Genomic DNA, 25,815 nt, shown 5'->3' on the forward strand with positions numbered 1-25,815 from the left:
GGGTGACGCCCATGTTCCCGCTGCAGTCGGTACTGCTGCCCGGTGAGCCCCTACCGCTGCGCATCTTCGAGCCGCGCTATGTCGCTCTCGTCCGCGACGTCATGGCCACGGACCGCATCTTCGGTGTCGTGCTGATCGCGCGCGGCCGGGAGGTCGGGGGCGGAGACGTCCGCCATGACATCGGGACTGCCGCCCGTGTCCTCGACTGCGAGTCACTCGGGGCCGAACGCTTCGCGGTGCGCTGTGAGGGTGCGTATCGGATCCGCATCAACAAGTGGCTGGAGGACGACCCCTACCCGCGGGCCGATATCGAACCCTGGCCCGATGAACCCGACGACCGAGTACTGCCCTTGGGTGCCCTCAACGAGGTGCAGGCACGTATCGAGGATCTGTTACGGCGCGTCGCGACCGTGCAGCAGGTGCGCCTCCCCCGCCGATGGTCGATCGCTACCGGCCTGCCGAGCGGCGCGGAAAAGCGACTGTACACGTTGGCATCTCGCGTACCGATGGGTCAGGCCGACCGGTACGCCGTGCTCGCCGCCTCGACACTGACAGCCCGGGTGGCCGCCCTGAACGAAGCGGTGGATACCGTCAACGCGATGCTCGACTTCCGCGAATCGGAGCGCTAACGGCTAGGTCAGCGCCGCCAGCTGCTTGACGTGTTCGACACTGCGACAGCCGACCACCAGCATGGTGACCCCGGCGGCCTCCCACGCCTTGATCTGCTCGCGCACCTCGGCCTCGGTTCCGACGATCGTGGTGTCGAGCACCAGCTCGTCCGGAATCACTTCGGCGGCTTTGTCCTTGCGGTCGGTGCGGAAGAGCTCGGTGACCTCATCGACCACTTCGCCGTATCCCATGCGTCGGTACACCTCTGCGTGGAAGTTCAGCTCGACGGCCCCCATGCCGCCGATGTACAAGGCGGAGAACGGCTTCAGTTGATCGAGCACCGAGCGGCGGTCGTCGGTGACGATCACCTGCGCGGTGGCGGCGATCTCGAAATCCTCGCGGCTGCGCCGCGCGCCGGGGCGCGCGAAGCCCTCGTCAAGCCATTCGTTGTACATATCGGCCAACCGCGGCGCATAGAACATGGGCAGCCAGCCGTCGGCGATCTCCGCCGTCAAGGCCACATTCTTGGGTCCCTCGGCGCCCAGGAAGATGGGCAGATCAGACCGCAGCGGGTGCACGATCGGCTTGAGCGGCTTGCCCAGCCCGGTGGCGCTGCCCCCAGTCAGCGGCAGCGGATAGTGCGGCCCGTCGCTGCGCACGGGGGCCTCACGGGCCAATACCTGCCGGATGATGTCGATGTATTCACGCGTGCGGGCCAGGGGCTTGGGGAACGACTGCCCGTACCAGCCCTCCACTACCTGCGGGCCCGAGACACCCAGGCCCAGAATGTGCCGGCCGCCGGACAGATGATCCAACGTCAGCGCCGCCATCGCACAGGCGGTGGGTGTGCGCGCCGAGAGCTGAACCACCGAGGTGCCCAGGCGAATTCGGCTGGTATCGGATCCCCACCAGGCCAGCGGGGTGTACGCGTCCGAACCCCAGGCCTCGGCGGTGAAGACGGCGTCGAACCCGCCCTCCTCTGCCGCAGTCACCAGTTCGGCCGCATTGTCCGGCGGTGAGGCCGCCCAGTACCCCAGCTGCAATCCGAATTTCATGGCCCGACTGTAACCGGCGGGATATGCCATGACCACCGCCCTTGCGAAAAAAACTAGAACTTGTTCTACTCGGAGGTGTGACAGCAAGCCAAAGCAGCACATCGGGGCAATTACCCCTCCTGACCGCCCCCCTCGAACTGTCTTTTGATTACACCCGTTCGGTGGGCCCGACCCTGTCGAAGTTCTTCACCGCCCTGCGCGATCGACACATCGTCGGCACCCGCGGCAGTGACGGCCGGGTGCATGTACCGGCAGCCGAGTACGACCCGGTGACCTACGCACCGCTGACCGAAGTGGTCTCGGTATCGAGCGTCGGCACCGTTCAGTCGTGGTCATGGCAGCCCGAACCGCTGGAGGGCCAGCCGCTCGCGAAGCCTTTCGCCTGGGCATTGATCAAGCTCGACGGAGCGGACACCTCGCTACTGCACGCTGTCAATGCGGGGGAACCCGGCGCGATCGAGACCGGCGCCCGCGTGCATGCGGTGTGGGCGGACGAGACCGTCGGCGCCATCACCGATATCGCCTACTTCGCGCTCGGGGATCGACCGGTGGATGTTCCGGCACCCGTTTCGGATCAGGAGCCGGTGACCATGCAGGTCACTCCGATCCGTCTTGAGGTTCAGCACATCACCTCCCCCGAAGAGAGCGCCTATCTGCGCGCGCTGGCAGAGGGCAAGCTGCTCGGCGGGCGTACGGGTTCCGGTGGGCGGGTTTACTTCCCGGCACGCGGTGCCGATCCGCTTACCGGCGAGCCAACCTCCGATCTGGTGCAGGTGTCCGACAAGGGCCTCGTCACCACCTTCGCAATCATCAACATCCCGTTCCCCGGGCAGCGCATCAAACCACCCTATGTGGCCGCCTACGTGCTGCTCGACGGCGCCGATATTCCGTTCCTGCATCTGGTCTATGACATCGACGCGGCGGATGTCCGCATGGGCATGCGGGTCCAGGCTGTGTGGAAACCTAAGGAAGAGTGGGGATACGGGATCGACAACATCCAGTACTTCCGCCCAACCGGCGAACCCGACGCCGACTACGAGACCTACAAGGACCGGATGTAATGACAGACATCGCAGTAGTGGGCTTCGCCCATGCACCCCATGTGCGGTCCACCGATGCCACCACCAATGGCGTCGAGATGCTGGTCCCCTGTTTCCGTCAGATCTACGGTGATCTCGGAATCACCAAGTCGGACATCGGCTTCTGGTGCTCCGGCTCATCGGATTACCTGGCCGGGCGCGCGTTCTCCTTCATCTCTGCCATCGATTCGATCGGTGCGGTGCCGCCGATCAACGAATCCCATGTCGAGATGGACGCCGCCTGGGCGCTGTACGAGGCCTACATCAAGATCCTGAGCGGGCAGGTCGAGACCGCTCTCGTCTACGGATTCGGAAAGTCCTCCGCCGGAATTCTCCGCAGAGCCCTTGCTCTGCAAACAGATCCGTACACCGTCGCCCCGCTGTGGCCCGATTCGGTATCGATGGCCGCGCTACAGGCACGGCTCGGCCTGGATTCGGGCAAGTGGACCAAGGAACAGATGGCACAGGTTGCCCTCGACGCCTTCGGCCGGGCGCAACGCGTCGACACCGAACCCACAGCAGCCAGCGTCGAGGAGCTGCTGACTCGGGACTACTTCGCCGATCCGCTGCATAAACACGACATCGCGCCCATTTCCGACGGCGCTTCGATCATGGTGCTGGCCGCGGGCGACCGCGCACGCGAGCTGCGCGAAAACCCGGCCTGGATTACCGGGTTTGAACATCGCATCGACTCTCCCGCGATCGGCGGCCGGGATATCACCGTGTCACCGTCCACGGCGGCCTCCGCCGCGGCTGCAACCGGTGGCGATACCGGTTCCATCGACATCGCCGAACTGCATGCCCCGTTCAGCCATCAGCAGCTGATTCTCGCCGAGGCCATCGGCCTCAAAGAGACCACGACGATCAACCCGTCGGGTGGTGCACTGGTGGCCAATCCAATGTTCTCGGCCGGGCTGGAACGGATCGGCTTTGCAGCACAACATATCTGGAACGGTTCGGCACAGCGGGTGCTGGCTCACGCGACCAGTGGGCCGGTGCTTCAGCAGAACCTTGTCGCCGTGCTGGAAGGCAAATAACAGTGGGTACATCTAAGAACCTCGCTGCCGTTATCGGCACTGGGCAGACCAAGTACGTTGCCAAGCGCCACGACGTTTCCATGAACGGTCTGGTGCGCGAGTCGATTGACCGCGCGATGGCCGACGCGGGTGTCGGCTGGGACGATATCGACGCCGTCGTCGTGGGCAAGGCCCCCGACTTCTTCGAGGGCGTCATGATGCCCGAGCTATTCATGGCGGATGCGATCGGTGCGACCGGCAAGCCGATGATCCGGGTGCATACCGCTGGTTCGGTCGGCGGCTCCACCGGTGTGGTTGCAGCCAGCCTGGTGCAGTCGGGCAAGTATCGGCGAGTGCTGGCGCTGGCTTGGGAGAAGCAGTCCGAGTCGAATGCCATGTGGGCGTTGTCGATTCCGGTGCCGTTCTCGGTCCCCGTGGGTGCAGGTGCGGGCGGCTACTTCGCCCCGCACGTGCGTGCGTACATCGAACGCTCCAAGGCGCCGTTGGACACCGGAGCCATCGTCGCGGTGAAGGACCGGCTCAATGCGGCCAAGAATCCGCTGGCACACCTGCATCAGCCCGATATCACCGTGGAGAAGGTGATGGCCTCGCCGATGCTGTGGGATCCGATCCGGTTCGACGAGACCTGCCCGTCCTCAGACGGCGCTTGCGCAATCGTCGTGGCGAACGAAGAGACTGCGGATCGCCGTATTGCCGAGGGCCATACGGTCGCCTGGGTGCACGCTACCGCGCTGCGCACCGAGCCCCTCGACTACACCGGACGTGACCGCGTGAACCCGCAAGCCGGACGCGACGCCGCGGCGGCACTGTGGCGTGATGCGGGTATCACCAGCCCGATCGACGAGATCGACGCTGCGGAGATCTATGTACCGTTCTCCTGGTTCGAGCCGATGTGGCTGGAGAACCTGGGATTTGCGGCCGAGGGCGAGGGTTGGAAACTGACCCAGGCCGGTGAGACCGCGATCGGCGGCAAGATCCCCGTCAACGCCTCCGGTGGCGTGCTCTCCTCGAATCCGATTGGGGCCTCGGGTCTTATCCGGTTTGCCGAGGCGGCCATCCAGGTGATGGGCAAGGCCGGTGACCATCAGGTACCGGGCGCGAAGAAGGCATTGGGCCACGCCTACGGAGGTGGCTCGCAGTACTACTCGATGTGGGTCGTTGGAAGCGAAAAACCGGAGGTGCAGCCAGCATGAGCCTTGCCGATGAAGCCGGACGTCGGTCCCGGGAGGCCGTAGACGCCCGCGACAAGCGGGCGTGGGTCGACAACTTCGCCGAGGACGGCGTGGTCCAGGATCCGGTGGGTCCGTCGCCGTTCGATACCGAAGGCAACGGACATCGCGGCAAGGAGGCCATTGCAGCCTTCTGGGACAACATCATTGCGCCCACCGAGAAGCTGGACTTTATCTTCGACGCCACCTACGACTGTGGCACCCATCAGGCCAATGTGGGCCGGATCGTGACGACCATGAACGGCTACCAGATGACCGCCGAGGGTGTGTTCACTTACCAGGCCAACGACGAGGGCAAGCTCGTAGTGCTGCGCGCCTACTGGGAGTTCGACAAAGTCGCCGGGACCGCGAAGAAGGTCTAACCCGCCCGCCGGACACACATAAAGGCCCCCACGCCCGGAGCGTCGGGGGCCTTTATGTCTTCCCGCTAGGAGGCCTGGCGTCCGGCGCTGATCATCTCCTCGCGGGGCACCACTTTGATGCGTTCGCGGCCCTGTTCCTCACCCAATGCGACCTCATGGGCATCGAGCCGTTCCCACTCCTCCCAGGTGGTGTAGTCAATCCCGCTTCCCTGTAGATGCGCGAAGATCGCATCGGGGTCGGAGATTTCAGCGGGTTGAATACCCGGGAGGTCCGCGAGCAGGCTCGCAATCGTCTCGGCGGCATCGGATTTGGTGTGCCCAATCAATCCGACGGGCCCGCGCTTAACCCACCCGGTGACATAGGTGGATTCAATCGGGATGCTATCGATATCGAGCACCCGCCCGGCATCATGCGGGACAACCCCGGCGTGATGATCGAACGGCAGGTCCGCCAGATGCGAGGATATGTACCCGACCGCGCGGTACACCGCCTGAACCGGCCAATCGGTGAATTCTCCGGTACCCCTGACGGTTCCGTCGCCAATCAGCTCGGTCCGCTCGGTCCGCAGGCCCTCCACACAGTCTGTTCCCAGCACCTCGGCCGGTGACTGGCAGAGGTGGATGTGAATGCGATGCGGTGCACCGGTGGGCTCCTGATCGAGGTACTTCATCATGGTGTCGACGACAAGCTTGGTGGCCTTGCTGGAGTTGATGGCCTGCTGACTGCCCTCGTCGATCTCGAATCCTTCCGGGTGCACGATGACATCCACACTCGGCGAGTGCGAGAGCTCGCGAAACTCCATGGGACTGAACTTGATCTGCGCCGGACCACGCCGCGCGAACACGTGAATGTCCGTTGCCTGGTTGAGCGCCAATCCTTGGTAGACGTTGGCCGGGATCTCGGTAGTGAGCTGCTCGTCCGCCGGCTTGGCGAGCATGCGCGCGATATCCAGCGCGACATTCCCTACGCCCAGAACCGCGACGCTCTTGGCTGTCAGCGGCCACTCGCGCGGGACATCGGGGTGACCGTCGTACCAGGAGACGAAGTCGGCGGCGCCATAACTCTCTGGGAGGTCTACACCCGGGATATCGAGTTCACGGTCGGCGCGCGCACCGGTGGAGAAGATCACCGCGTCATAGAAGCGCCGCAAGTCGGACAGCTTGATATCGGTGCCGTAGTGGACGTTGCCGATGAACCGAATCTCGTCACGCGAAAGTACGCGGCGCAGGGCCTTGATGATCTCCTTGATGCGCGGATGATCGGGAGCCACGCCGTAGCGCACCAGGCCGTACGGCGCCGGCAGCCGGTCGAAGACATCGACCTGTGCCTGCTCGTACTCCTTGGTGAGGATATCGGCGGCATAAATGCCTGCCGGACCTGCGCCAACGACCGCAACTCGAATCTTCCTCATGCCCATCCTCTTTGATTTAGGAAATCGCTTAGGTAAGGCAAGCCTAAATATAATTCCTCAGGAAGTGGGACGCACGTCCCGAGATCCCCGTCACACCGCCATCGGATCTCAGTAGCCTGATCACGTGGCAATTGCATTAATCGTCGTCGGCGCCATCGTGTTGGTGCCGCTCGTCCTGTTCACGCTTCTCGTGGCGGGCATCCGGCTGCCGATCCGCCCGATTCTCAATGCAATCCGCCGGTTCAATCACGCCGTGACCAACCCGAGGATCATGGCCACCGCCCGGACCACCGCCAGCTCGACCGCCATCATCCGGCACACCGGTCGGCGTAGCGGCCATGCGTACGAGACCCCGGTCGAGGTCTTCGATGCCGCCGACGGCACCGTGGTGATACTCCTGCCTTACGGGCAGACGGCCGACTGGGTACGCAACGTGACCGCCCACGGCGGCGCCGAGCTACTCCGGGCCGGCGAGCAGCTCGGTCTGACCAACCCGAGGGTGGTCCCCACAGCCGGGGTGCGGTCACAGCTCCCGGCCAAGGAGCTGCGAATGCTGCGGCTGTTCAACGTCCCCGAATGCCTACAACTGACGAGGACCTGACGGTGCTGGACTACGTGTCCAAACCGGCCAGGTAGCGCTTGCCCAGCGCCTGGTACGCGGCTGGAACGCCCTTAGTCAGGAACTCCGCCGGGGTTCCCGCGACGGGCCCCTTGACCTTGGCGGGCGAGCCCATGACCAGCACGTCCTCGGGGATCTGAGCGCCGCCGAGGACCAGCGATCCTGCGGCCACCATGCTGCGGGAACCGATGGAGGCCCCGTCGAGCACCGTCGCGTGATTTCCGATCAAAGCACCGTCGCCGACGGTGCAGCTGTGCACCAGGCACATATGAGCCACAGTGGCTCCCTCGCCGATATCGACCGGCATCCCCGGGTCGCTGTGCAGCACCGACCCGTCCTGAATGTTGGCACCCGCGCGGATGACAATCGGCGCGTAATCGGCGCGGAGGACCGTGTTGAACCAGATCGATGCACCGGCCTCCACCGTGACATCGCCGATAAGACAGGCGGTCGGCGCGACAAACGCCTCGGGGTGGACGCTCGGGCTTTTTCCGTCGAGTGAGTACAAAGGCATGCGCAGACCCTAGCCAAAGCATCTATTTCTGCTTGTGGCAAGCATAATTCTTGCGCCCGAGGGTGGCAAAACTGTAACATGTTCTAGTTGGAGATGGCCGCTAGGGCGGCCAGCATCGAAACACTGGAGGCAGCCCCGCCATGAGCACAGATACTCGGCCCGTTTCCGAAGGAAACACTGTCCGCGAGATCGACGTCGGCGAGCTACCAACGCGCTATGCCCGCGGTTGGCACTGCCTGGGCGTCGCCGAGAGCTTCAGGGACGGCGAACCCCATGCGATCGATGCCTTCGGCACCAAGCTGGTGGTGTTCGCCGATTCCCACGGCGATATCAAGGTGCTGGACGGATACTGCCGCCACATGGGCGGCGACCTCTCCCAGGGCTCCGTCAAGGGCGATAACGTCGCGTGCCCGTTCCACGATTGGCGCTGGGGCGGCGACGGCAAATGCAAGCTGGTGCCTTACGCCAAGCGCACCCCGAAGCTGGCCCGTACCCGCAGCTGGACCACCGACGTCAAGAGCGGCCTGCTGTTCGTCTGGCACGACGCCGAGGGCAATGGCCCCACGGATGACGTTGCGATTCCGGAAGTCCCGGAGTATCACGACGACGGCTGGACCACCTGGGACTGGAACACCATCGTCATCGAGGGTTCCAACTGCCGCGAAATCGTGGACAACGTCACCGATATGGCGCACTTCTACTACATCCACTTCGGCTTCCCGACGTTCTTCAAGAACGTCTTCGAGGGCCATATCGCCTCGCAATATCTGCGTACCGTCGGGCGCCCGGACGTCACGCTGGGCGGCTCCTCGCAGTACACCGGTGAGCAGATCCTCGATTCGGAGGCCTCCTACTTCGGGCCCTCGTTCATGATCAACTGGCTGCACAACAACTACGCCGGCTACAAAGCCGAGTCGATCCTGATCAACTGCCACTACCCCATCGACCAGAATTCCTTTGTGCTCCAATACGGCGTCATGGTCCAAAAGCCCGAGGGCATGGACGAGAAGATGACCGGCAAGCTCTCGCGGGCGATGACCAAGGGTGTGGGACAAGGCTTTTTACAGGACGTCGTGATCTGGAAGAACAAGACCCGCATCGACAATCCCCTGCTTGTCGAGGAGGACGGCGCCGTCTATCAGATGCGTCGCTGGTACTCGCAGTTCTACGTCGATAAGGCCGATGTCACCCCGGAAATGACCGACCGGTTCGAGCTGGAAATCGACACCACCAAAGCCAACGAATTCTGGCACGGAGAAGTCGACGAAAACCTCAAACGCCAAGCAGAAGAGAAGGCTGCGGCCGAGGCCGAATCTCATGCCGAGGCGACGCAAAGCTAGTGCCATGACCGAAGTTTCAGAATCGACTGAGGCCAACACCAGCCCTCCCAGCGTGGAGGAGCTGGCTCAGTCGATGCTGGCACTGCATGGCGCCCACGGGGAAGACGATCACGATCATCCATCGACAGGGCGCCCGAACGGCCAATGGTCGAAAGCGCCCGCATTCGAGCACGATCCAGAACGGGCCGCCCGGCTACACGAGGCAACCGAGGGCGACAAGCAGCGGTATTTGACCTCGGGCTTGCAGGAGGTCGACTGCCGGTTCTGCCATGGCTCGGTGATGGTAAAGAAGCTGGGCATCAATCAAACTGCCGTGCAATGGAATACCGCAGCGGCCGGGAGGTGCGCCTTCTTCGCGCAAATGCGTGAGGAAGGTACCAACACCGCGAGGGTGCGTGGGTGCCCGCGCCTCTCCGACAGCATCTCCCACGCCGTCGCCGAGGGCTGCCTCGACCCGATCTGCACGGCTCCCCCGCCCGGAGACGGCTGAACTAGAGCTCCAACAGTACGGTCACCGGACCGTCGTTGATCAGCTCAACCCGCATATGCGCGCCGAACACTCCGGTTTCCACCTGTGCACCGAGCAGCCGTAAGGCGTCGGCGAATGCCGTCACGATGGGTTCGGCGACACTTCCGGGTGCCGCCGCGTTCCACGCCGGACGACGCCCCTTCTTCGTATTGGCGTATAGGGTGAACTGACTGACCACCAATATCGGCGCACAGAGGTCAGCAGCGGACTTCTCGTCGTCGAGAATCCTTAGTTGCCATAGCTTCTCGGCGAGCTGTGCCGCCTTCGCCGCATCGTCGTCGTGGGTGACGCCCACCAGTGCCAGCAGCCCCTGACCTTCGGGCCGGATCTCCCCGACCACTTCCCCGTCCACGGATACGGTTGCGGACGCGACCCGCTGCACCAGAACACGCACGCTACGAGCCTATCAGCGCCGCAAGCCCCTCCGCCTGCGCCCTGATCTCCACGAATGCTGTTGTTTCCCATAGATTTCCGCGCCGAAGCGGCCCGAGCGTCCACATCGGTGCGTCCCCCGGGGCAAGCTTCCCGTCCGGGTCGGTATCCAGTCCGAGGTTGAGCGGGCCGGGTCGCACCAAGCCACTGGCAAGCAGCCGGCTCCACAGTGGATCGGTACCTGTCGTGATGTCATATTGCGGGCCCGTGCAATTGATCACCCTGCATACATCGAGAACCTGCCCCGTCGACAACGTCACCCTGGCTCCCACGCCGGAGGCCGCGGAATCCCGCAACTCCGCACGATGGATACGCAGCGCACCGTCGGCGATGTCATCGTCGATCCGAGCAGCGGTCTGCGGGGCCATCCGGTGCCGGTGAATATCCCACAGCCTGCGATACTTTCGCAGGAACTGCTCGTGCTCATCGACGGTCATACCGGCCCAGAGCACGCCGGCACGGGGGCGCAGCGCATCCACGGCCGCACACGCATCGCCGCCCTCGGCGATCACGTCCTGGATGTAGCGCACGGAACGCTCCAACACGTGGCCGCGATCCATGGTGAACGTAGGGGCAGACACCGGCGATGACGGTTGCGGTCGATGCGCTCTGGGTAGCAGTCCGCTGCGGGATATGGCGTGCACGACGCGACCGGGGCTTCGTAGCGTGCACGCCATATCGGCCATCGTCAGACCGGTTCCCACCAGCAGCAGATCCCCGCCCTCGGGAATATCGTCGAGCGCACCCGGACGCCAGGGGTCGTCGACGAATACTGTGCTGTCACGCAACCAGGTTGGGGCCCAGGATGTTCCGGGAATGTTGGGGCCCGCGGCCAGGATCACGGCGTCTGCCTGCACGTTATCGCCGTTACCCAAGGCTACCGAGAGCCCGTCACCCTGCCGCGTCACCGCGACGGCTCGACGATGGATACGGGTCACGCGATCATCCCGCGCTCCCTCGAATTCACCTGAGAGATAACGCCCGAACAGTCCCCTCGGAACGAAATCCTCGGGGCCTGCGCCCGGTAGGCCGTTGTTCCCCAACCACTTCACGAACTCCAGCGGCACAGTCACATCAGCACTGAGCTTTCCCGCCGGAACGTTGAGGAGATGCCGCGGATCTGCCGTACGGTACGGAACTCCGGGTCCGGTACCTGTCTCGGGATCGATCAGGCTGAGACGCAATGCCCGTGAGTCTTTGCGACGCAGCAAGTGCAGCGCCGCCATTGTTCCGGCGGCACCTGCACCCACGACGGCAACGTGTGTCACAGATGAGCCGCTTGCGCGAAGACCAATAACACCGGATGAGCCGCCTGCGCGAAGACCAACATCACAGCCCGGAGAAGCGCTCCATCACCGCTTCCTTGCTCAGCCCATAGTCGGCGAGCGAGTAGACGTGCTTCGGTGCGCGCGGACCCTTTTGGCTTTCGTCATTCATCTTCTGCATCTCCACCAGCGCAGACGCCGAGAGCTCCAGTCCAAAATGCCGGTAGATGGATTCGACGGTGCCGATCGGGTCGGAGATGAAGTCGAAGTAGTCGATATCGCAGAACTGGGCCTCGTCGTACTTGGTGCGAGCCGACTTGAACGACTCCAGGCCGCGGGCCCAGGTGTCCAGCTGATCGGCGCCAAGGGTGGCACCGACAAAGGTCTCCGACCAACCCGCCGTTGCATGTTCGTTGAGCGAGCATACCGACGCGATTATGGTCTCGGCGGGGCGATGAGTCTGAATAACCAACGCGTCCGGGTACACCTCCATGAGCGCGTCGAGGGCAAACAGATGGCTCGGATTCTTGAGCACCCAGCGCTTTTCGATGTCATTGAGACCGATCAGCTGCAGATTGGCCTTGTAGCGACGGTATGCCGGTGTCCAGTCCTGTTGATCCAGCCACTGTGCGTATGACGGCACATGGGCAAGACATTCATACGACACGGAGTGCACCGACTGACGCAGCAGCTGCCAGCATTCCTCCACCTCGCTGGCTGACATGTAATGCAGGCCCATGAACTCCGGGTTCGCCACATGGTGCTGCGAAAACTGCGTTTCCAGCTGTTGGTACACCGGATTGGTATCCCAGGAGTCGCGCGCAGGCCGCGGCTGCGGGAAATCAGCCAGCCACATCTCCAGGCCCTGGTGCATCGGATCGGCATTGAGGAGACGATGCAGCGCGGTGGTGCCGGTACGCGGTAGGCCGGTGACGAAGATCGGCCGATCGATGGCCACCTGCGCGTAGTCGGGATGCGCCTTGAATGCGGCCTCACTGAGCAGCCGCGCGCCCAGCGCGCCCCGCAGGAATACCCGAGACATCTTGGAGCCCAGCGGAGTCAGCCCGGCCTCACGCTGATAGGAGTCCAGTAGGACGCCGAGTGCTTCGCGGTAGTTGTCAACCGACCCGTCCCCGAAGTCCTCGAGGCCGATCAGCCGGGTGGCCGACTCGTGTAGATCGTCGACGGTGCCGACGCTGGTGCGCTCTGTACTCATTGGATCCTCCTTGTGGCTAGGCGTGGAACTCGCCGCAGTTGACATCGAGAGCCTGCCCGGTGATCCCGCTCGCCAGGTCGGAGGCAAGGAACAACACGGCATTGGCCACCTCGTCGGTGGTCGGCAGGCGCTTGAGATCCGAGTTTGCGGCTGTGTACTCGTAGATCTGCTCGACGGTGCCGCCGTATTTCTTGGCCTGGTGTTCGAAGTACCCCTTGAGGTTCTCACCCCACATGTATCCGGGTACAACCGAATTCACCCGAACCCCTTGCGGACCCAATTCCGTGGCCAACGATTGGGACATGGCCAGCAGTGCGGCCTTGGCAATCTTGTAGCTGCCATAGCGGATCTGCGAGTGCCGGATGACCATCGAGTTGATGTTGACCACCGAACCCTTCGATTGGGCCAGCGCGCCCGAGAGCCCCTGCGTCAAACGCAGCGTGCCGACCACAGTGAGCTCGACGCTATCGCGAATCTGCTGATAGTCCGTCTTCTCCAACGACTTCATCGAGGGAATGCTGAAGGCGTTGTTGACGAGAACGTCAATGCTGCCGAAGGTTTCCCTCGCACGTTCGACAAGATTGGCGACGCTGGCCTCGTCGGTGATATCCGTCGCCACGGTGAGCGCCTTGCGCCCAGTGCCGGTGACCTGTTCGGCCACCTCGTCGAGGCGCGATTGAGTACGTGCGGCGAGAACCACATCCGCGCCCGCCTCGGCGAACTTGACGGCCAACATGGCGCCGAGACCCGGACCGATACCAGATACCACGGCAACCTTGCCGTGAAAGTTGAGGAGACCCATACCAGTTGTCGCTTCTTCGCCCGAGAGACTCATCAGCCCAACATCCTTGCCCCGATGGCAGTCTGGCGCTCCGCGATACGACTGCGCCAGCCCTCCGCGCTGATCTGATTGAGCGGGTAATGCGGTAACGCGGTGGCGATTTCGTCGATGCCGACCACCTCGACCGTCGGCCCATCGCTAGCGGTGAGCTTCCTGTCCGCCCGTTGCCACCGGAACTGGAGATACGCACGCCGATGACCCAACGTCTCAATCCAGTTGGTAACACCGGGATGGGCATTGCTCACTACCATCCGGATATTGCCATCCGGGTCGACCTGGGCCTGGCTGGAGTTCAGCGAAGTCTGATGGTTGACGTAATCCAACGAGATGTACCAGAGGCTGCCCAGCTGGAAACCCTGGTACGGCGCATCGGACTTGGGAACGGTGATGATCATCGCCTGATCGTCGGCGAGGTCGTAGTGCCCCACCGAGGAGAACTGGGTGGCGAGGCCGCCTGGGGTGAGTCGAGGCTCGGTCATGGTGTTGACAGGCAGATTGTCGTAGAACCATTTGGGGAACTGCAGCCATGTCTTGACACGGTTCACCAGTTGCTTACCTGCACTGGCATAACGCTTTTCGATCTGTTCTTTCGTCAACGGGGCTGGCGCCGTGCCTGCAGTGTCCACCCGTGCGATGGCAAGGGTGCCGCGCTGCGCGCGCCAGTCGCTGTACACCTCACGCATGACCAGCTGCGCCGGACCCGGCCCGAGGGCGAAGTAGTTGGGCCGCGATTCGCTCGCCGGCCCGGGCCCGAAACGGACCTCGAAGCTGCCGTCGCTCTCGATATGGATCTCACGGTCATCGAAAGCGATGGCGCTGCCCGGCACATTCTTGTCGGTGTAGTCACCGCCCCCGAGCACCTGGAAGCTCAAATCGGCAGTGGTGCCGCGCTTTCCGGTGACGACATACTCGTGCTCGCCGTTGACACGGGCGCCAAAGTACAGAGTGTCCGGGTTGTCCAACCCCATTTTCGTGAATGGCCCTGTGCCGGAGAGCAGAAACGGATGATCGCGGTCGGTGTGGAACGCCACATGAGTGCAGGCCGCAATCCCCTGGGCCAGATATTGCAACCCCTCAAGCAGGTCGGCTTCGGTTTCGATATGGGGTGCCGCGACAATCAGCTCCTCCGCTTCCGCGATCGCAGAAGTGAATGCCTCGCTGTACATGGCGCTCCTGACTGGTACAAATTTGTACCGCAGTGGTAGAATTACTCCGACACTAGAGCGCTATGCACAGGTACGTCAAGAATGCCAGGAACTACGGAGGGGCACAGGAGGTTTCGCCAGTGGTCGAGGATCGGGACAATGGGGCCGGCAGGACATCCCCTCCCACCGAACGCGTGATGGCCGTACTCGACTTCATGGCGCGGCATCGCACCGAACGATTCGGACTCTCCGAGTTGGCGCGTCGACTCGGCCTGAGCAAGCCCACCTGCCTGGGCATCGTCACCACCCTCGCCGAGTCGGGGTACCTCATCCGGGACGACCGCGATAAGACGTACAGCCTGGGCCCGGCGCTCATCCGCATCGGCAGAGCCGCCCAGGAGTCACTGCGCGCCAAGCCCGCGAGCCGCGATCAATTGTTGGCGCTGACACGCGAATTCGGCCATACTGCGGCATTGTCCGCAGTGGTCAGCGACCGGGTCACCGTGCTGGAAGTGGTCAGCGACCCCGATCACCCCGTCCGTGTCGAGGTCGGCCAGAGCTATCCGTTCACCCCTCCGGTGGGCCTCATGTTCGTCCTCTGGGATACCGACGAGACCATCACCTCCTGGCTGGCCAAGGACCCCACCGCACCCGGCCGCACCGCAGATGATCGCCTCCGCAAGGTGATCGAGGAATGTCGCACCGACGGCTACCTCGTCGAGCTGTTGACCCCCGCCGGCCGGCAGCTGTACTCCCTCATGGCCGGGGTGCCCGGCGACATACCCAATGAGCTACGCGCCCTACTCGGGGAGATCGTCTCGGGAATCGGCGAGCGGGTCTACCTGCGCAGTGAGAACTACACCGTCGGCTCGGGGGCGAAGGCGCGCCACCGGGTAAATGTCATGTCGGCACCGGTCTACGACCACAACGGCAAGCAAGCCATGGTCGCGAGCCTCTATATCGCCGCCGACCTCACGGACGCGGAGATCACCGCGCGGGCCAAGGCGCTGGTTCGCACCGCGGACGGGATCACCGAACACATCGGCGGCATCAAGCCCGCCTAGCTGCACCTTTTCTGCCGAGTGTGTGCGCACCCGCGCCCACACTCGGTGGTTTTCGCGCGCTGACACTCACACTCGACGTCCGGCGACTCGCCATTGACACCCGACGAGAACGCGTTCTAATCTGGGCTGGACCGAATACGAACCGATGCGGTACATATTTGGACCACTAAAGGAGTCGAGGATGACGGCAGATACCGATGCTCTTCGCGCAAGCTGGGGGTCCCTCCCGCTTGCGGGGGCCTCATCACGGGCCGATTCGTATGAGTTGTCGCACTTGAACGCCCTGGAGGCAGAGGCGGTCTACATATTCCGAGAGGTTGCAGCAACCTTCGAAAGGCCCGTACTGCTGTTCTCCGGCGGCAAGGATTCCGTCGTCATGCTGCATGTCGCGGCCAAGGCGTTCTGGCCATCGCCGCTGCCCTTCCCGGTCATGCACATCGATACCGGGCACAACTTCGACGAGGTCATCGCCTTTCGCGACGAGACCGTGAGCCGGTACAACCTGCGCCTGGAAGTTGGCAGCGTGCAGGACGACATCGACTCCGGCGCGGTGGTCGAGGAAACCGGGCCGGGCGCCACCCGTAACCGTCTGCAGACCGCGACTCTGTTGCGCAGCATCACCGAGCACCGCTTCGACGCGGTGTTTGGTGGGGCCCGCCGCGACGAGGAGAAGGCCCGTGCCAAGGAGCGGGTGTTCAGCTTCCGCGATGAGTTCGGTCAGTGGGATCCACGCGCGCAGCGCCCCGAACTCTGGAACATCTACAACGGCCGCCACCGCAAGGGTGAGCACATCCGTGTGTTCCCGCTGTCCAACTGGACCGAGCTGGACATCTGGCAGTACATCGAATCGGAGAGCCGCAATGGCCTGGCGCTGCCCCCTCTCTATTACGCGCACACTCGCCGTGTAGTGGAGCGCGACGGAATGCTCTTGTCAGACACCAGGTTCCTTACCCTGCAACCGGGTGAGGAACTTGTCGAGAAGTCGGTGCGCTTTAGAACCATCGGCGACGCCACCTGCACGGGCGCTGTTGAGTCCGTCGCGTCGACGCCCAGCGCGGTGGTGGAAGAGATTGCCGCCACACGCATCACGGAGCGGGGAGCCACCCGAGCCGACGACCGGATCTCCGAGGCCGGTATGGAAGACCGCAAGAAGGAAGGGTACTTCTGATGAGCACCGTGATAGAAACCGCCGAGCCGGCTCAGGAGCTCATCCGCGTCGCCACCGCGGGCAGCGTCGACGACGGCAAGTCCACCCTCATCGGCCGCCTGCTCTATGACTCGAAGTCGATCTTCGCCGATCAGCTGGCCGCCGTGGAAGCCACCAGCAAGGCCAAGGGCGAAACGCATACCAACCTCGCGCTGCTCACCGACGGTCTACGGGCCGAGCGCGAGCAGGGCATCACCATCGACGTCGCGCACCGCTATTTCTCCACGCCCGTGCGTAAATTCATCATCGCCGATACCCCAGGCCACGAGCAGTACACACGCAATATGGTGACCGGCGCCTCCACCGCAGACCTGGCGATCATTCTGGTCGACGCGCGTAACGGCCTGACCCAGCAGACCCGTCGGCATGCGTTCATCACCTCGTTGCTCGGTGTCGAGCATGTGGTGCTGTGCATCAACAAAATGGACCTGGTCGACTGGTCCCCTCAGCGATTCGACGAAATCAAGGAGGAGTTCCGGCGATTCGCAACGAAGCTAGAACTGCACGACCTCACCGTCATTCCGGTATCGGCGCTTCTCGGCGACAACATCGTCACCCGGTCCACCAATACCCCGTGGTACGAGGGCCCGTCGCTGCTGCATCATATTGAGCAGGTACACATTTCGTCGGACCGCAACCTGATCGACGCTCGCTTCCCCATCCAGTACGTCATCCGTCCCCAGGGTGGTGCGGCAGCACACGGTGCCGAGCAGATCACCGACCTGCACGATTTCCGTGCCGTCGCCGGAACCGTCGCCAGTGGCGTGTTCAAACCTGGTGACGAGATCGTGGCGCTGCCTTCCGGTTTCACCTCAACCGTATCGGCGATCTGGGGGCCGGGCGGTTCGGTCGTGGACGAGGCCTTCGCCGGGAGCGCGGTCAGTGTGCAACTGGCCGATCAGCTGGACCTGGGCCGCGGTGACATGCTCTGCCGTCCGAACAACCGGCCGCTGGTCGGTGCGCAGATCGATGCCATGGTGTGCTGGTTCACCGATGTGTCCACGCTGTCCGAGGGGTCGCGGTTCGTGATGCAGCACGCGAATTCGACGGTGAAGGTCGCCATCGCAGGGCTCGACTACCGTCTCGATGTCAACAGCCTGCACCGCGACCAGGAAGCAAAAGAGCTGAAGCTCAACGAGATCGGTCGTGTGCAGCTACGACTGCAGCGACCGATCATGTTCGACCCGTACCGACGCAACCGGACCACGGGCAGCTTCATCCTGATCGACGAGGCGACCAACAACACCGTCGCGGCGGGCATGATTTCCGGACCCACGCTGCACCAGTCCAAGGTGGTCTGGCACTCGTCCGCGGTTTCGCGGGAGGAACGCTCCACCAAGGGTGGGACGATCTGGATCACCGGGCTTTCGGCCTCCGGAAAATCCACCGTGGCAGTAGAATTGGAGCGACGCTTGGTTGCGATGGGCATTCCCGCCTATCGACTCGACGGCGACAATCTGCGACACGGCCTCAACGCCGATCTCGGATTCTCCGCGACCGACCGCGCCGAGAACGTGCGCCGTGTCGGTGCCGTCGCCCAGATCCTCTCCGACTCGGGCGTTGTCGCGGTGGCCGCGCTCATCAGTCCGTATCGAGCCGATCGTGACAAGATCCGGGACCAGCACGAGAAGGCCGGGCTGCCGTTCGTCGAGATATTCGTCGACACCCCGGTGGAGATCTGCGAGCAGCGCGATCCGAAGGGCATGTACGCCAAGGCCCGTGCCGGCGAGATCAGCGATTTCACCGGAGTCAATGCTCCCTACGAGGCTCCCGAGCGGGCCGACCTGGTGCTGCGCCCCCATGAAGGCAATCCAGAACAGCAGGCGGCCGCGATCCTGGAGTTCTGGCTATCGGTCGGCTAACGCTTGATATCGACGGTGGTCGCGGCGTCCCCATCAGTGATTGGCGCCGTTGCCTCCTCGCGGCGCCGGTTGGGCAGGAACAGCGCCCAGACGGCGACCATCGCGGCGATGCACGTTGCGGTGGCGATCAGCATGATGTTGCGCGCCAAGGTTTCCGCGCGACTGGCCTTCGGCGGTTCGACGACTGCCTTGTCCTGGTCAGGATCGGGCATCTGATCCACTGGAGGGACTTCGGCCGACAACGCTGCGACCGGGTCCACCATTCCGTACCCCGTCGCAATATTGGGTCCGTTACCAGGCGTACGTGCGGTTCGTTTGATTAAGTCGATGACCTGCCCTGCATTGAGATCAGGCCGTTGTGACCGCACCAACGCCACCACACCGGCGACAAATGGCGTGGCAAAACTGGTGCCGTTCACCGGTGACATTCCCTGCTGGCTCATGACTCCGTTGATGAGGCCAGGCCCCAAAGGATCCAGCGACGTGATCCCCTCCCCTGGGGCGGCCACACCGACCCAGGGACCGCGCAGGCTGAAGTCGGCGGGCTCCCCTTCCTTACTCAGCGCCGCAACGGTGAGTACATACTGGGAGAAATATGCCGGTGAGGCAACGGTTTTGACCGTTGACCAGGCGGTGTCGATTGGCCGGTTGGGATCGATGATCTCGTTCTGTGTCTTGCATGCGCCGTCGTTACCCGTGTTTCCCGCTGCGGCCACCACCACGACATTGCGTTCATACGCGTATCGGACCGCGCGACCCAATGCCGCATCGTCGATTTGCACACCAGCCGGGGCACAGGCGACTTCGGACAGGTTGATCACCGTCGCACCAAGGTCGACCGCACGCACAATCGCCAGCGCAAGCGTCGTGGTGTTCCCGTAACCCGCCGAGTTGGAGCTTGGATCGTCCTTGTTCGAACCGCTGCCCTTAGCGGCGAACGAGCTGCTGTTCTGCCGGATCGACAGGATAGTCGCCTCCGGTGCAACGCCCACGAAAGCATCGGTGTCCGAAGGTGCCGCAGCGATGATACCCGCGACCAAGGTACCGTGAGCATCGCAGTCCTCCAGCCCGTTGGAACCCGACACATAGTCGCCGCCCGGTTCGACTCGCAACCGAGGATGCGGACTGACTCCAGTATCGATAACGGCGACCTTCTGTCCCGCCCCACGGGAGAACTGTTGTGCAGCTGTGTAGTTCAGCATACTTTCGGCGGGCGTAACCAATCCCAGATCGGTCCCGGGGAGCAGCCCAGTGACCGCGCACACCTGCTTCTGTTCCGTAGGGTCGGTGGGGCCTACCGAGCCTGACGGAGGCGGGCCCGGTTCGACGATCGGCGGTCCGATGGCATATGCCCAGGGCGGTGATAAAAGAGATACCAAACCCACCGTCGCCAATACCGCGGCACTACGCACCGCCACACTCACCACGGCGCACCGAAGTGCCGGTAAGCACCGGCCACCCACAGCCCCAACGGAATCAGGGAGGCCAACAGTAGATACTCCAAGTAAGAAAGACTCGTCGTAAGGCGAGGCGCCCGACGACCGCCCGCGAGTACCGCGCCGATCAATGCGGCCGTCACGCCCAGCCCAAGCAGAACCCCAAAAGTGACAAGCCCGATCAACGTCGGACCAGACTGTGCGAGCACACACGCCATCACGACAATCGCGACGGCGGGCACTCCCAGCACTGCTCGTTCTATCCCGGCCGTGCGAAGTCGAGCACGTAGGCCCAGCACCCCCGCAACAGCTGCCGCCAATGCCAATGCCGCCCAGGACACCTGGCTGGCGGGACGCAGCGTGACCGCAATCCCGATTCCGGCCGTCACTGCAAAGCCTGCGAAGAACGCCGACCGAGTCGTCTCCGCCAGCCGCACGCGCTCGCGCACACTTTCTGCGGTCGGAACTGACTCGGCGGAATTCTCCTCCCCCTGACTGTCCTTCTGAGATCGTTGGAAGGGGTTTTCGAAAAGTTCTTCTTCCTCGACAGTCTCGACGGTGGGCGTCTCGAAACGACCAAGTGATCGGGTCATACCGGGCACCAAAATCGTCAGCAGGGCTGCGCCTACTGCCAGCGCCGCGCCGGTGATCGAGGTGTCCGGAGTCAAGATTCCCTGCACTGTCAAGGTCGCCCCGCACAAAGCGAAAACCACTGAACTGGCGAGAAATCCCCAGTTTCCTGTCCCCACAAGCCGATACGCGGCAAAGTTGACCACCAACGCGGCAAGGCAGGCGCCAGCGACACCATAATCGCCGAACACGTGCAAGAACGCCCAGCACGTTCCGGCCGCAATGGGGATACTCGCCCATGCCAACGCGGCCGCGACATCTGCTCTCTGATAGGAACGGAAGCCGACTGTTGCACCTGCCAACAGCACACCGACCATGATGACCGACAACGCCGCCACCACCGGCCACTGAGGCCGGAATGACAGGTCCACCAAGAAGTACACGAAGGCCGCCGATACCAGATACAGACCGGTCACCCCCATAATCCCTGCAGCGGTCGCATCCCAGGGCGCATAGGACGACTTGTTGATCCGAGCGGCAGCGTCCACGACATCGTCATACAACGTGGGAGTATCGAGCGTGCGCTCGGATGACAGGTACAGCAATTCTCCGTCGCTCACAACGGCGTCGCGCAGTGTGGAATGCGGCTCCAGCAAGACCTTGGAGCCCATGCGACGAAGCACCCAGTGGTTCTTACGCTCCTCGCGTGGAGCCACGTCTTCGTCACGTTTGATATCCCGTGAGGACACCAGTTTGGCAAGCTCGGGAACGAACGCCGCAATCGGAAGATCGAGGGGGAGCGCAATATCGAGTTGCGTTCTGCCGCCGAACACCGACACACGGACATGCTCAGCTGCTGCCGACAATATCTGGGCCTGCGCCAGTTCCCTCATCCCCGTCACAGCTCGAACATCCTCGACAGCTGGATGACGCCGCTGGACATACTGCGGGAAACCAGCATGCCGCGCCCCGGCGGCATCTGCGTCGGTTTGTATCCGCCGAACAACGCACCCTCCTCCCTGGATCCGCTCATCACCAGACCGTTGCACGACAGGTCACGCAGACGGCCGATGAATGGATCAAACATGGCCTTACCGGCACCGCCGATGCGGCGGGTAACCACCACACGGAGCCCGATATCCCGTGCCTGCGGCAGGAATTCGGCAATCGGAGCAAGCGGGTTGTTCATGTTGCTGATGGCTACCAAATCGTAGTCGTCGATCAATACGAAGATATCGGGTCCCGACCACCAGGACCGCTCCTTGAGCTGCTGCTGGGTAATGTCGTTGGGTGGTAACCGCTCCCGCAACGAGTTCGCCAAGCTCACCATCAGCTCACCGCACGACTGGGCAGCGGTGGCATACCCACCAAGATGGTCGCCTTCCACCGCGCCGAGCATGGAGCGGCGGTAGTCCACCAAGATGACCTTGGCCTCCTCCGGGGTGGAATTTTCCATTACGCCCTGCGCAATATTGCGCAAAAGCGAGGTCTTTCCACACTCGACGTCCGCGAAAGCAACGAGGTGCGGCTGGGCATCGAAATCGACAACCACGGGAGCCAGCTCGCCCTCATCGATACCGATCGCGATCTTCGACTTCGACAGCCGGCCCACGCGGCGAGCGGCTTCGATCACCAGATTGCGATCCAGATCGAACGGCAGCATCCTCACCTGCTGCGCGCCACGGCCCTGATAGTGATCACGCATCATCTCGACAGAGGCCGCCACACCCTGTGGCAGCGTCTCGACATCCGAGCTGGAATCCAAACGCGGCAACGCCAGCAGTATGTGCAGCTTCTCTGCATTGATACCGCGCCCAGGCCTACCAACGGGGACTAATTCGGCGAACTTACGCCCCATCTCACTGTCGATCGGGTCACCAAGGCGCAGTTCGATACGGGTACCCAACATGTCCTTCACCGCAGGCCTCATCTCCATCCACCGAGAGGCGGAGATCACCAAGTGAATTCCGTAGGAAAGCCCCTGTATGGCGATGGATTGCAGAATCGGCTCCAGAGCTTCGAAGTCGCTGCGGATTGACGCCCACCCGTCGACGACGAGAACAAGATCGCCAAATTTGTCCTGGCTCAATGGATCCTGTGCTGCGACTTCGGGCGGCAACGTTGCCAGATGGGCCTTACGCTGACGGAAGTCGCGCATCGACTCGATACCAAGGTCACGGAATCGCAGCTCGCGTGCGCGCAGCAGCCCCGATACCTCCGCCACCGTGCGTCGGATTCTGTCGGCATCCATGCGTCCGGCCACCGAGCCAACATGCGGAAGGTTCGTGAGGCTGGTCAGTGTTCCACCACCGAAGTCCAAACAGACGAACTGCAACTGTTCAGGGGTGTGCGTGGCCGCACCCGCAACAATCAAGGTGCGAAGCGCAGTGGACTTACCTGACTGCGGACCGCCTACCACCACAACATTTCCGTTCGCACCGGCAAGGTCGATCATCAGGACATCGCGACGCTGATCGTAAGGACGATCGATGATGCCCATCGGCATCACCAGCCGCCCATTGATGTTGTCCGGGCTGTTCCACTCCAGCTCGGGCAGCAGCTGGTTGACCGCCGGGCTCTCCTCCAGAGGGGGCAACCACACCTCATGTGCGGGCCGACCATGACCCCTAATGCGGCTCACTACAACATCGAGGAGGGTGATCTTGGTGGGCGATTGTAATACGGGGGCCGTTTCCTCCAGAACCATCGCGGCCGATGTCTCCGGTTTCGGGTCCTTGGCCACAGGCGAGGCGGTAAAAAGCTTCGGGGCCAATGCGCCCAGCTGCGACACACGGCCGGAACGGGCCGCCCCGCGTGGTTTGACGTAATCACCAGAGACATACGACGCGTTGAAGCGCGTGGGCTCGGCCGAATCGGTCTTCAAATACGCCGACCCCGGCACGCTAGGCAAGTGATACGCATCCGGCACCCCCAGCACACTGCGCGACTCGCCGGCTGAGAACGTCTTAAGACCAATTCGATACGACAGGTGAGAGTCGAGACCGCGCAGCTTGCCCTCCTCCAGCCGCTGCGACGCCAACAGTAGATGGACATGCAGCGAGCGGCCCAGTCGACCGATCATGACGAACAGCTCGGCGAAATCTGGCTTCTGCGAGAGCAGCTCGGAAAACTCATCGACCACGATGAACAACGCGGGTAGCGGATCGAGGTCGGCACCATTCGCGCGTGCGCGCTCGTACTCGGTGACGTTGGGAAAGTTGCCGGCAGATCGCAGCAACTCCTGGCGGCGGTTCATCTCACCTGCGAGTGCATCACGCATACGGTCGACGAGGATGAGTTCGTCTTCCAAGTTGGTGATAGTGGCCGAGACGTGCGGCGCATCGTCCAAACCCAGAAACGTTGCGCCACCCTTAAAGTCAACGAGTACCAGGTTCAGCGCGTCCGGCGAGTGGGACGTAATCATCGCCGTAACAAGAGTACGCAGGAACTCCGATTTACCCGATCCGGTCGCTCCGATACACAGACCGTGCGGTCCCATTCCGTTTTCGGCGGCTTCTTTGATATCCAGCTCAAGCGGCTGCCCATTGGGGGTAATCCCGATGGGCACCCGCAGGCGCTCACGGGGAGAGCGAGGTCGCCATACCTGTTCAGGAACGATCTCGGCGGCATCGGGGATCTTGAGTAACGCCATCAGGCCTGGATCGACTGCACGCGAATCGGATTCGAGGCTGACGATGTGTGCCGCATTCGCGGGCCGGAACCGCCCGACTCGGCGAGCCGTCGCCTCGGCCTCCGCGACCGTCAGTGCGTCTGGGGTGGCGAATCTCTCCACACCAACAGCCGTGCGGGCACCGATATCACCGGGCTCGACCACCAGTTGCAGACCGCGCCGAGCAGCCACGCCGTCGGCGGGGGCATTGAGGTCTAGAACGGTGACACTGTCCAATCCAGCCTCCGTGATCAGCCGTTCGGTTCCTGCGGTGTAACCGTCGTCAATGACGACCACGAGATGCTTGACGCCCTGCACAGGTTGGGCATTGCGGGTGAACCGGCCTCGCTCACCCAACTCGGCAGCCAGTGAGTTCTCCAGCAGTTCCAGAGTTGGAAAGACCAGGCGCACCTGGCCCATGCCGTCACGTGCGGTCGAATGTTGAGCGTGCGGCAGCCATTTCACCCAGCCCCAGTTCTCGCCATCCGGGTTCGCCGTGACGACGGCGATCTGAACGTGGTCAGGCCCGTGAAATACACAGAGCTCCACCAGCATCGAACGAACCAGCTGTTGGGTGAGTTTGCGGTCGCCCTCCAAATTGATCGCCGGGAACGCGCGTAGCGACACCGCAGTCGGCAGCGCGTGCACCACTGAATGTGTTTTGACGAATCGCCGCAGCGCCACAGTCGACACCGGCTCAAGATCCTCCGGAGGCCCGGTTTCAGGCGCAAGCAACCTAGTGGCGAGACGATGAGTACCGATCCCGACACGCACGTGACAGAAATCCGGGTCCGAGGGACGCCGCTCCCACATGCGTCGCGCCCCGACGACATCGACCAGAGCACGCGGGTCCGGGTGGCTCCATTCCAACGCGGCGCGCTGTCCGTCTCCCGTCATATCGGAGTCATCACGCAAATTTGCGAGGTATCGGAAGTAGTCTTTTCGCTCCTCGTTCAGTTCCGCGGCGGCTTTACCGGTACGGCCACCGCCACCCATGAACATGCCAGCCATGGACATGATCATCATCATCGGGAACATCATGAACATCGGGTTGCTGGTCAAGTTGCGCCCACCGACGGTGACCATCAATGCGATCATCCCGATGACAGCCACAATCATCACGAAGGGCATCAGTTTCATGAATAGATTCCCCGGAATGACGCGCGGCACCTCCGGCGGTGCCTGCAAGTTGACCTCACCGCCTGGCATGCGAGGCGGTGCCACCCGCGATCGCCGCACGAAACCTTGTGTTCCCAATCCCACTCCCCTCCGACATGCCCTCAACACCAGCGCTGGTCGGTATTCTCACACCATCCAGCAAC

At 63.0% G+C, this 25,815-nt stretch carries 22 protein-coding genes; 11 read left to right on the top strand and 11 right to left on the bottom strand.

Annotated features, from left to right (window positions below; all coding sequences use genetic code 11):
* The first annotated feature begins 11 nt into the window (after nt 1-11).
* The gene (locus AB0H22_RS05180) at nt 12-629 is read left to right on the top strand and encodes an LON peptidase substrate-binding domain-containing protein (RefSeq protein WP_358146078.1); all 618 of its coding nucleotides are present in this window, start codon (nt 12-14) and stop codon (nt 627-629) included.
* 3 nt (nt 630-632) lie between these two features.
* On the opposite strand, the gene AB0H22_RS05185 is transcribed toward AB0H22_RS05180, so the two are convergent.
* Nucleotides 633-1,664 carry an LLM class F420-dependent oxidoreductase gene (locus AB0H22_RS05185; RefSeq protein ID WP_358145186.1) on the bottom strand — a complete coding sequence of 344 codons (1,032 nt, stop codon included), beginning with the start codon at nt 1,662-1,664 and terminating at the stop codon, nt 633-635.
* A gap of 77 nt (nt 1,665-1,741) precedes the next feature.
* Here AB0H22_RS05185 and AB0H22_RS05190 point away from each other — a divergent pair, with 77 nt between their 5' ends.
* The 4 genes from AB0H22_RS05190 to AB0H22_RS05205 are packed head-to-tail and all read left to right on the top strand — an operon-like array spanning nt 1,742 to nt 5,371.
* Entirely contained in the window at nt 1,742-2,725 is a 984-nt protein-coding gene (locus AB0H22_RS05190) for an OB-fold nucleic acid binding domain-containing protein (protein ID WP_180748994.1), read from the top strand.
* The gene (locus AB0H22_RS05195) at nt 2,725-3,780 is read left to right on the top strand and encodes a thiolase domain-containing protein (protein WP_358145189.1); all 1,056 of its coding nucleotides are present in this window, start codon (nt 2,725-2,727) and stop codon (nt 3,778-3,780) included. The genes AB0H22_RS05190 and AB0H22_RS05195 overlap by 1 nt, the downstream gene beginning before the upstream one ends.
* Nucleotides 3,781-3,782: 2 nt before the next feature.
* Entirely contained in the window at nt 3,783-4,973 is a 1,191-nt protein-coding gene (locus tag AB0H22_RS05200) for a thiolase domain-containing protein (RefSeq protein ID WP_180748996.1), read from the top strand.
* Nucleotides 4,970-5,371 carry a nuclear transport factor 2 family protein gene (locus AB0H22_RS05205; RefSeq protein WP_358145191.1) on the top strand — a complete coding sequence of 134 codons (402 nt, stop codon included), beginning with the start codon at nt 4,970-4,972 and terminating at the stop codon, nt 5,369-5,371. Before AB0H22_RS05200 ends, AB0H22_RS05205 begins: the two co-directional genes overlap by 4 nt.
* 65 nt (nt 5,372-5,436) lie before the next feature.
* On the opposite strand, the gene AB0H22_RS05210 is transcribed toward AB0H22_RS05205, so the two are convergent.
* On the bottom strand, nt 5,437-6,783 hold the full coding sequence (locus AB0H22_RS05210; protein ID WP_180748998.1) for an FAD-dependent oxidoreductase: 1,347 nt from the start codon (nt 6,781-6,783) through the stop codon (nt 5,437-5,439).
* A 124-nt stretch (nt 6,784-6,907) separates the two neighbouring features.
* Here AB0H22_RS05210 and AB0H22_RS05215 point away from each other — a divergent pair, with 124 nt between their 5' ends.
* The gene (locus tag AB0H22_RS05215; protein WP_358145194.1) at nt 6,908-7,384 is read left to right on the top strand and encodes a nitroreductase family deazaflavin-dependent oxidoreductase; all 477 of its coding nucleotides are present in this window, start codon (nt 6,908-6,910) and stop codon (nt 7,382-7,384) included.
* A 10-nt stretch (nt 7,385-7,394) separates the two neighbouring features.
* Here AB0H22_RS05215 and AB0H22_RS05220 read toward each other — a convergent pair whose 3' ends face one another.
* Nucleotides 7,395-7,916 carry a gamma carbonic anhydrase family protein gene (locus AB0H22_RS05220; RefSeq protein WP_180749000.1) on the bottom strand — a complete coding sequence of 174 codons (522 nt, stop codon included), beginning with the start codon at nt 7,914-7,916 and terminating at the stop codon, nt 7,395-7,397.
* Between the two features lie 140 nt (nt 7,917-8,056).
* On the opposite strand from AB0H22_RS05220, the gene AB0H22_RS05225 reads away from it, so the two are divergent.
* Nucleotides 8,057-9,256 carry a Rieske 2Fe-2S domain-containing protein gene (locus AB0H22_RS05225; RefSeq protein ID WP_180749001.1) on the top strand — a complete coding sequence of 400 codons (1,200 nt, stop codon included), beginning with the start codon at nt 8,057-8,059 and terminating at the stop codon, nt 9,254-9,256.
* Between the two features lie 52 nt (nt 9,257-9,308).
* The gene (locus tag AB0H22_RS05230) at nt 9,309-9,746 is read left to right on the top strand and encodes a hypothetical protein (RefSeq protein ID WP_358146080.1); all 438 of its coding nucleotides are present in this window, start codon (nt 9,309-9,311) and stop codon (nt 9,744-9,746) included.
* Between the two features lies 1 nt (nt 9,747).
* On the opposite strand, the gene dtd is transcribed toward AB0H22_RS05230, so the two are convergent.
* From dtd to AB0H22_RS05255, 5 genes are all read right to left on the bottom strand, one after another.
* Entirely contained in the window at nt 9,748-10,179 is a 432-nt protein-coding gene (dtd, locus tag AB0H22_RS05235; RefSeq protein ID WP_180749002.1) for a D-aminoacyl-tRNA deacylase, read from the bottom strand.
* Between the two features lies 1 nt (nt 10,180).
* Nucleotides 10,181-11,485 (bottom strand): FAD/NAD(P)-binding protein, encoded by a 1,305-nt coding sequence (locus AB0H22_RS05240; RefSeq protein ID WP_358145196.1) that lies wholly within the window; start codon nt 11,483-11,485, stop codon nt 10,181-10,183.
* Nucleotides 11,486-11,546: 61 nt separating this feature from the next.
* On the bottom strand, nt 11,547-12,698 hold the full coding sequence (locus AB0H22_RS05245) for a sulfotransferase (protein WP_358145198.1): 1,152 nt from the start codon (nt 12,696-12,698) through the stop codon (nt 11,547-11,549).
* A gap of 16 nt (nt 12,699-12,714) precedes the next feature.
* On the bottom strand, nt 12,715-13,500 hold the full coding sequence (locus AB0H22_RS05250; protein ID WP_358146082.1) for an SDR family oxidoreductase: 786 nt from the start codon (nt 13,498-13,500) through the stop codon (nt 12,715-12,717).
* Nucleotides 13,501-13,532: 32 nt separating this feature from the next.
* Complete coding sequence (locus AB0H22_RS05255) at nt 13,533-14,705, bottom strand: hypothetical protein (protein ID WP_358145200.1); 1,173 nt, start codon at nt 14,703-14,705, stop codon at nt 13,533-13,535.
* Between the two features lie 119 nt (nt 14,706-14,824).
* Between AB0H22_RS05255 and AB0H22_RS05260 the strand changes: the two genes are divergently transcribed.
* The 3 genes from AB0H22_RS05260 (at nt 14,825) to cysC (ending at nt 18,817) form a co-directional block, all read left to right on the top strand.
* Entirely contained in the window at nt 14,825-15,748 is a 924-nt protein-coding gene (locus tag AB0H22_RS05260) for a helix-turn-helix domain-containing protein (protein ID WP_358146084.1), read from the top strand.
* Between the two features lie 181 nt (nt 15,749-15,929).
* On the top strand, nt 15,930-16,916 hold the full coding sequence (cysD, locus tag AB0H22_RS05265; protein WP_358145202.1) for a sulfate adenylyltransferase subunit CysD: 987 nt from the start codon (nt 15,930-15,932) through the stop codon (nt 16,914-16,916).
* Nucleotides 16,916-18,817 carry an adenylyl-sulfate kinase gene (gene cysC / locus AB0H22_RS05270; RefSeq protein ID WP_358145204.1) on the top strand — a complete coding sequence of 634 codons (1,902 nt, stop codon included), beginning with the start codon at nt 16,916-16,918 and terminating at the stop codon, nt 18,815-18,817. The genes cysD and cysC overlap by 1 nt, the downstream gene beginning before the upstream one ends.
* On the opposite strand, the gene mycP is transcribed toward cysC, so the two are convergent.
* Genes mycP through eccCa form a run of 3 tightly spaced genes read right to left on the bottom strand, consistent with a single transcriptional unit; the run spans nt 18,814 to nt 25,750 of the window.
* Entirely contained in the window at nt 18,814-20,244 is a 1,431-nt protein-coding gene (mycP, locus tag AB0H22_RS05275) for a type VII secretion-associated serine protease mycosin (protein ID WP_358145206.1), read from the bottom strand. The genes cysC and mycP overlap by 4 nt on opposite strands.
* Nucleotides 20,238-21,716, bottom strand: a complete 1,479-nt coding sequence (eccD, locus tag AB0H22_RS05280; protein ID WP_358146086.1) for a type VII secretion integral membrane protein EccD — start codon at nt 21,714-21,716, stop codon at nt 20,238-20,240. The genes mycP and eccD overlap by 7 nt, the downstream gene beginning before the upstream one ends.
* A gap of 5 nt (nt 21,717-21,721) precedes the next feature.
* On the bottom strand, nt 21,722-25,750 hold the full coding sequence (eccCa, locus tag AB0H22_RS05285; protein WP_358145209.1) for a type VII secretion protein EccCa: 4,029 nt from the start codon (nt 25,748-25,750) through the stop codon (nt 21,722-21,724).
* Nucleotides 25,751-25,815: the final 65 nt, after the last annotated feature.

The organism is Mycobacterium sp. NPDC050853 (assembly GCF_040653875.1).
Taxonomy (GTDB): domain Bacteria; phylum Actinomycetota; class Actinomycetes; order Mycobacteriales; family Mycobacteriaceae; genus Mycobacterium.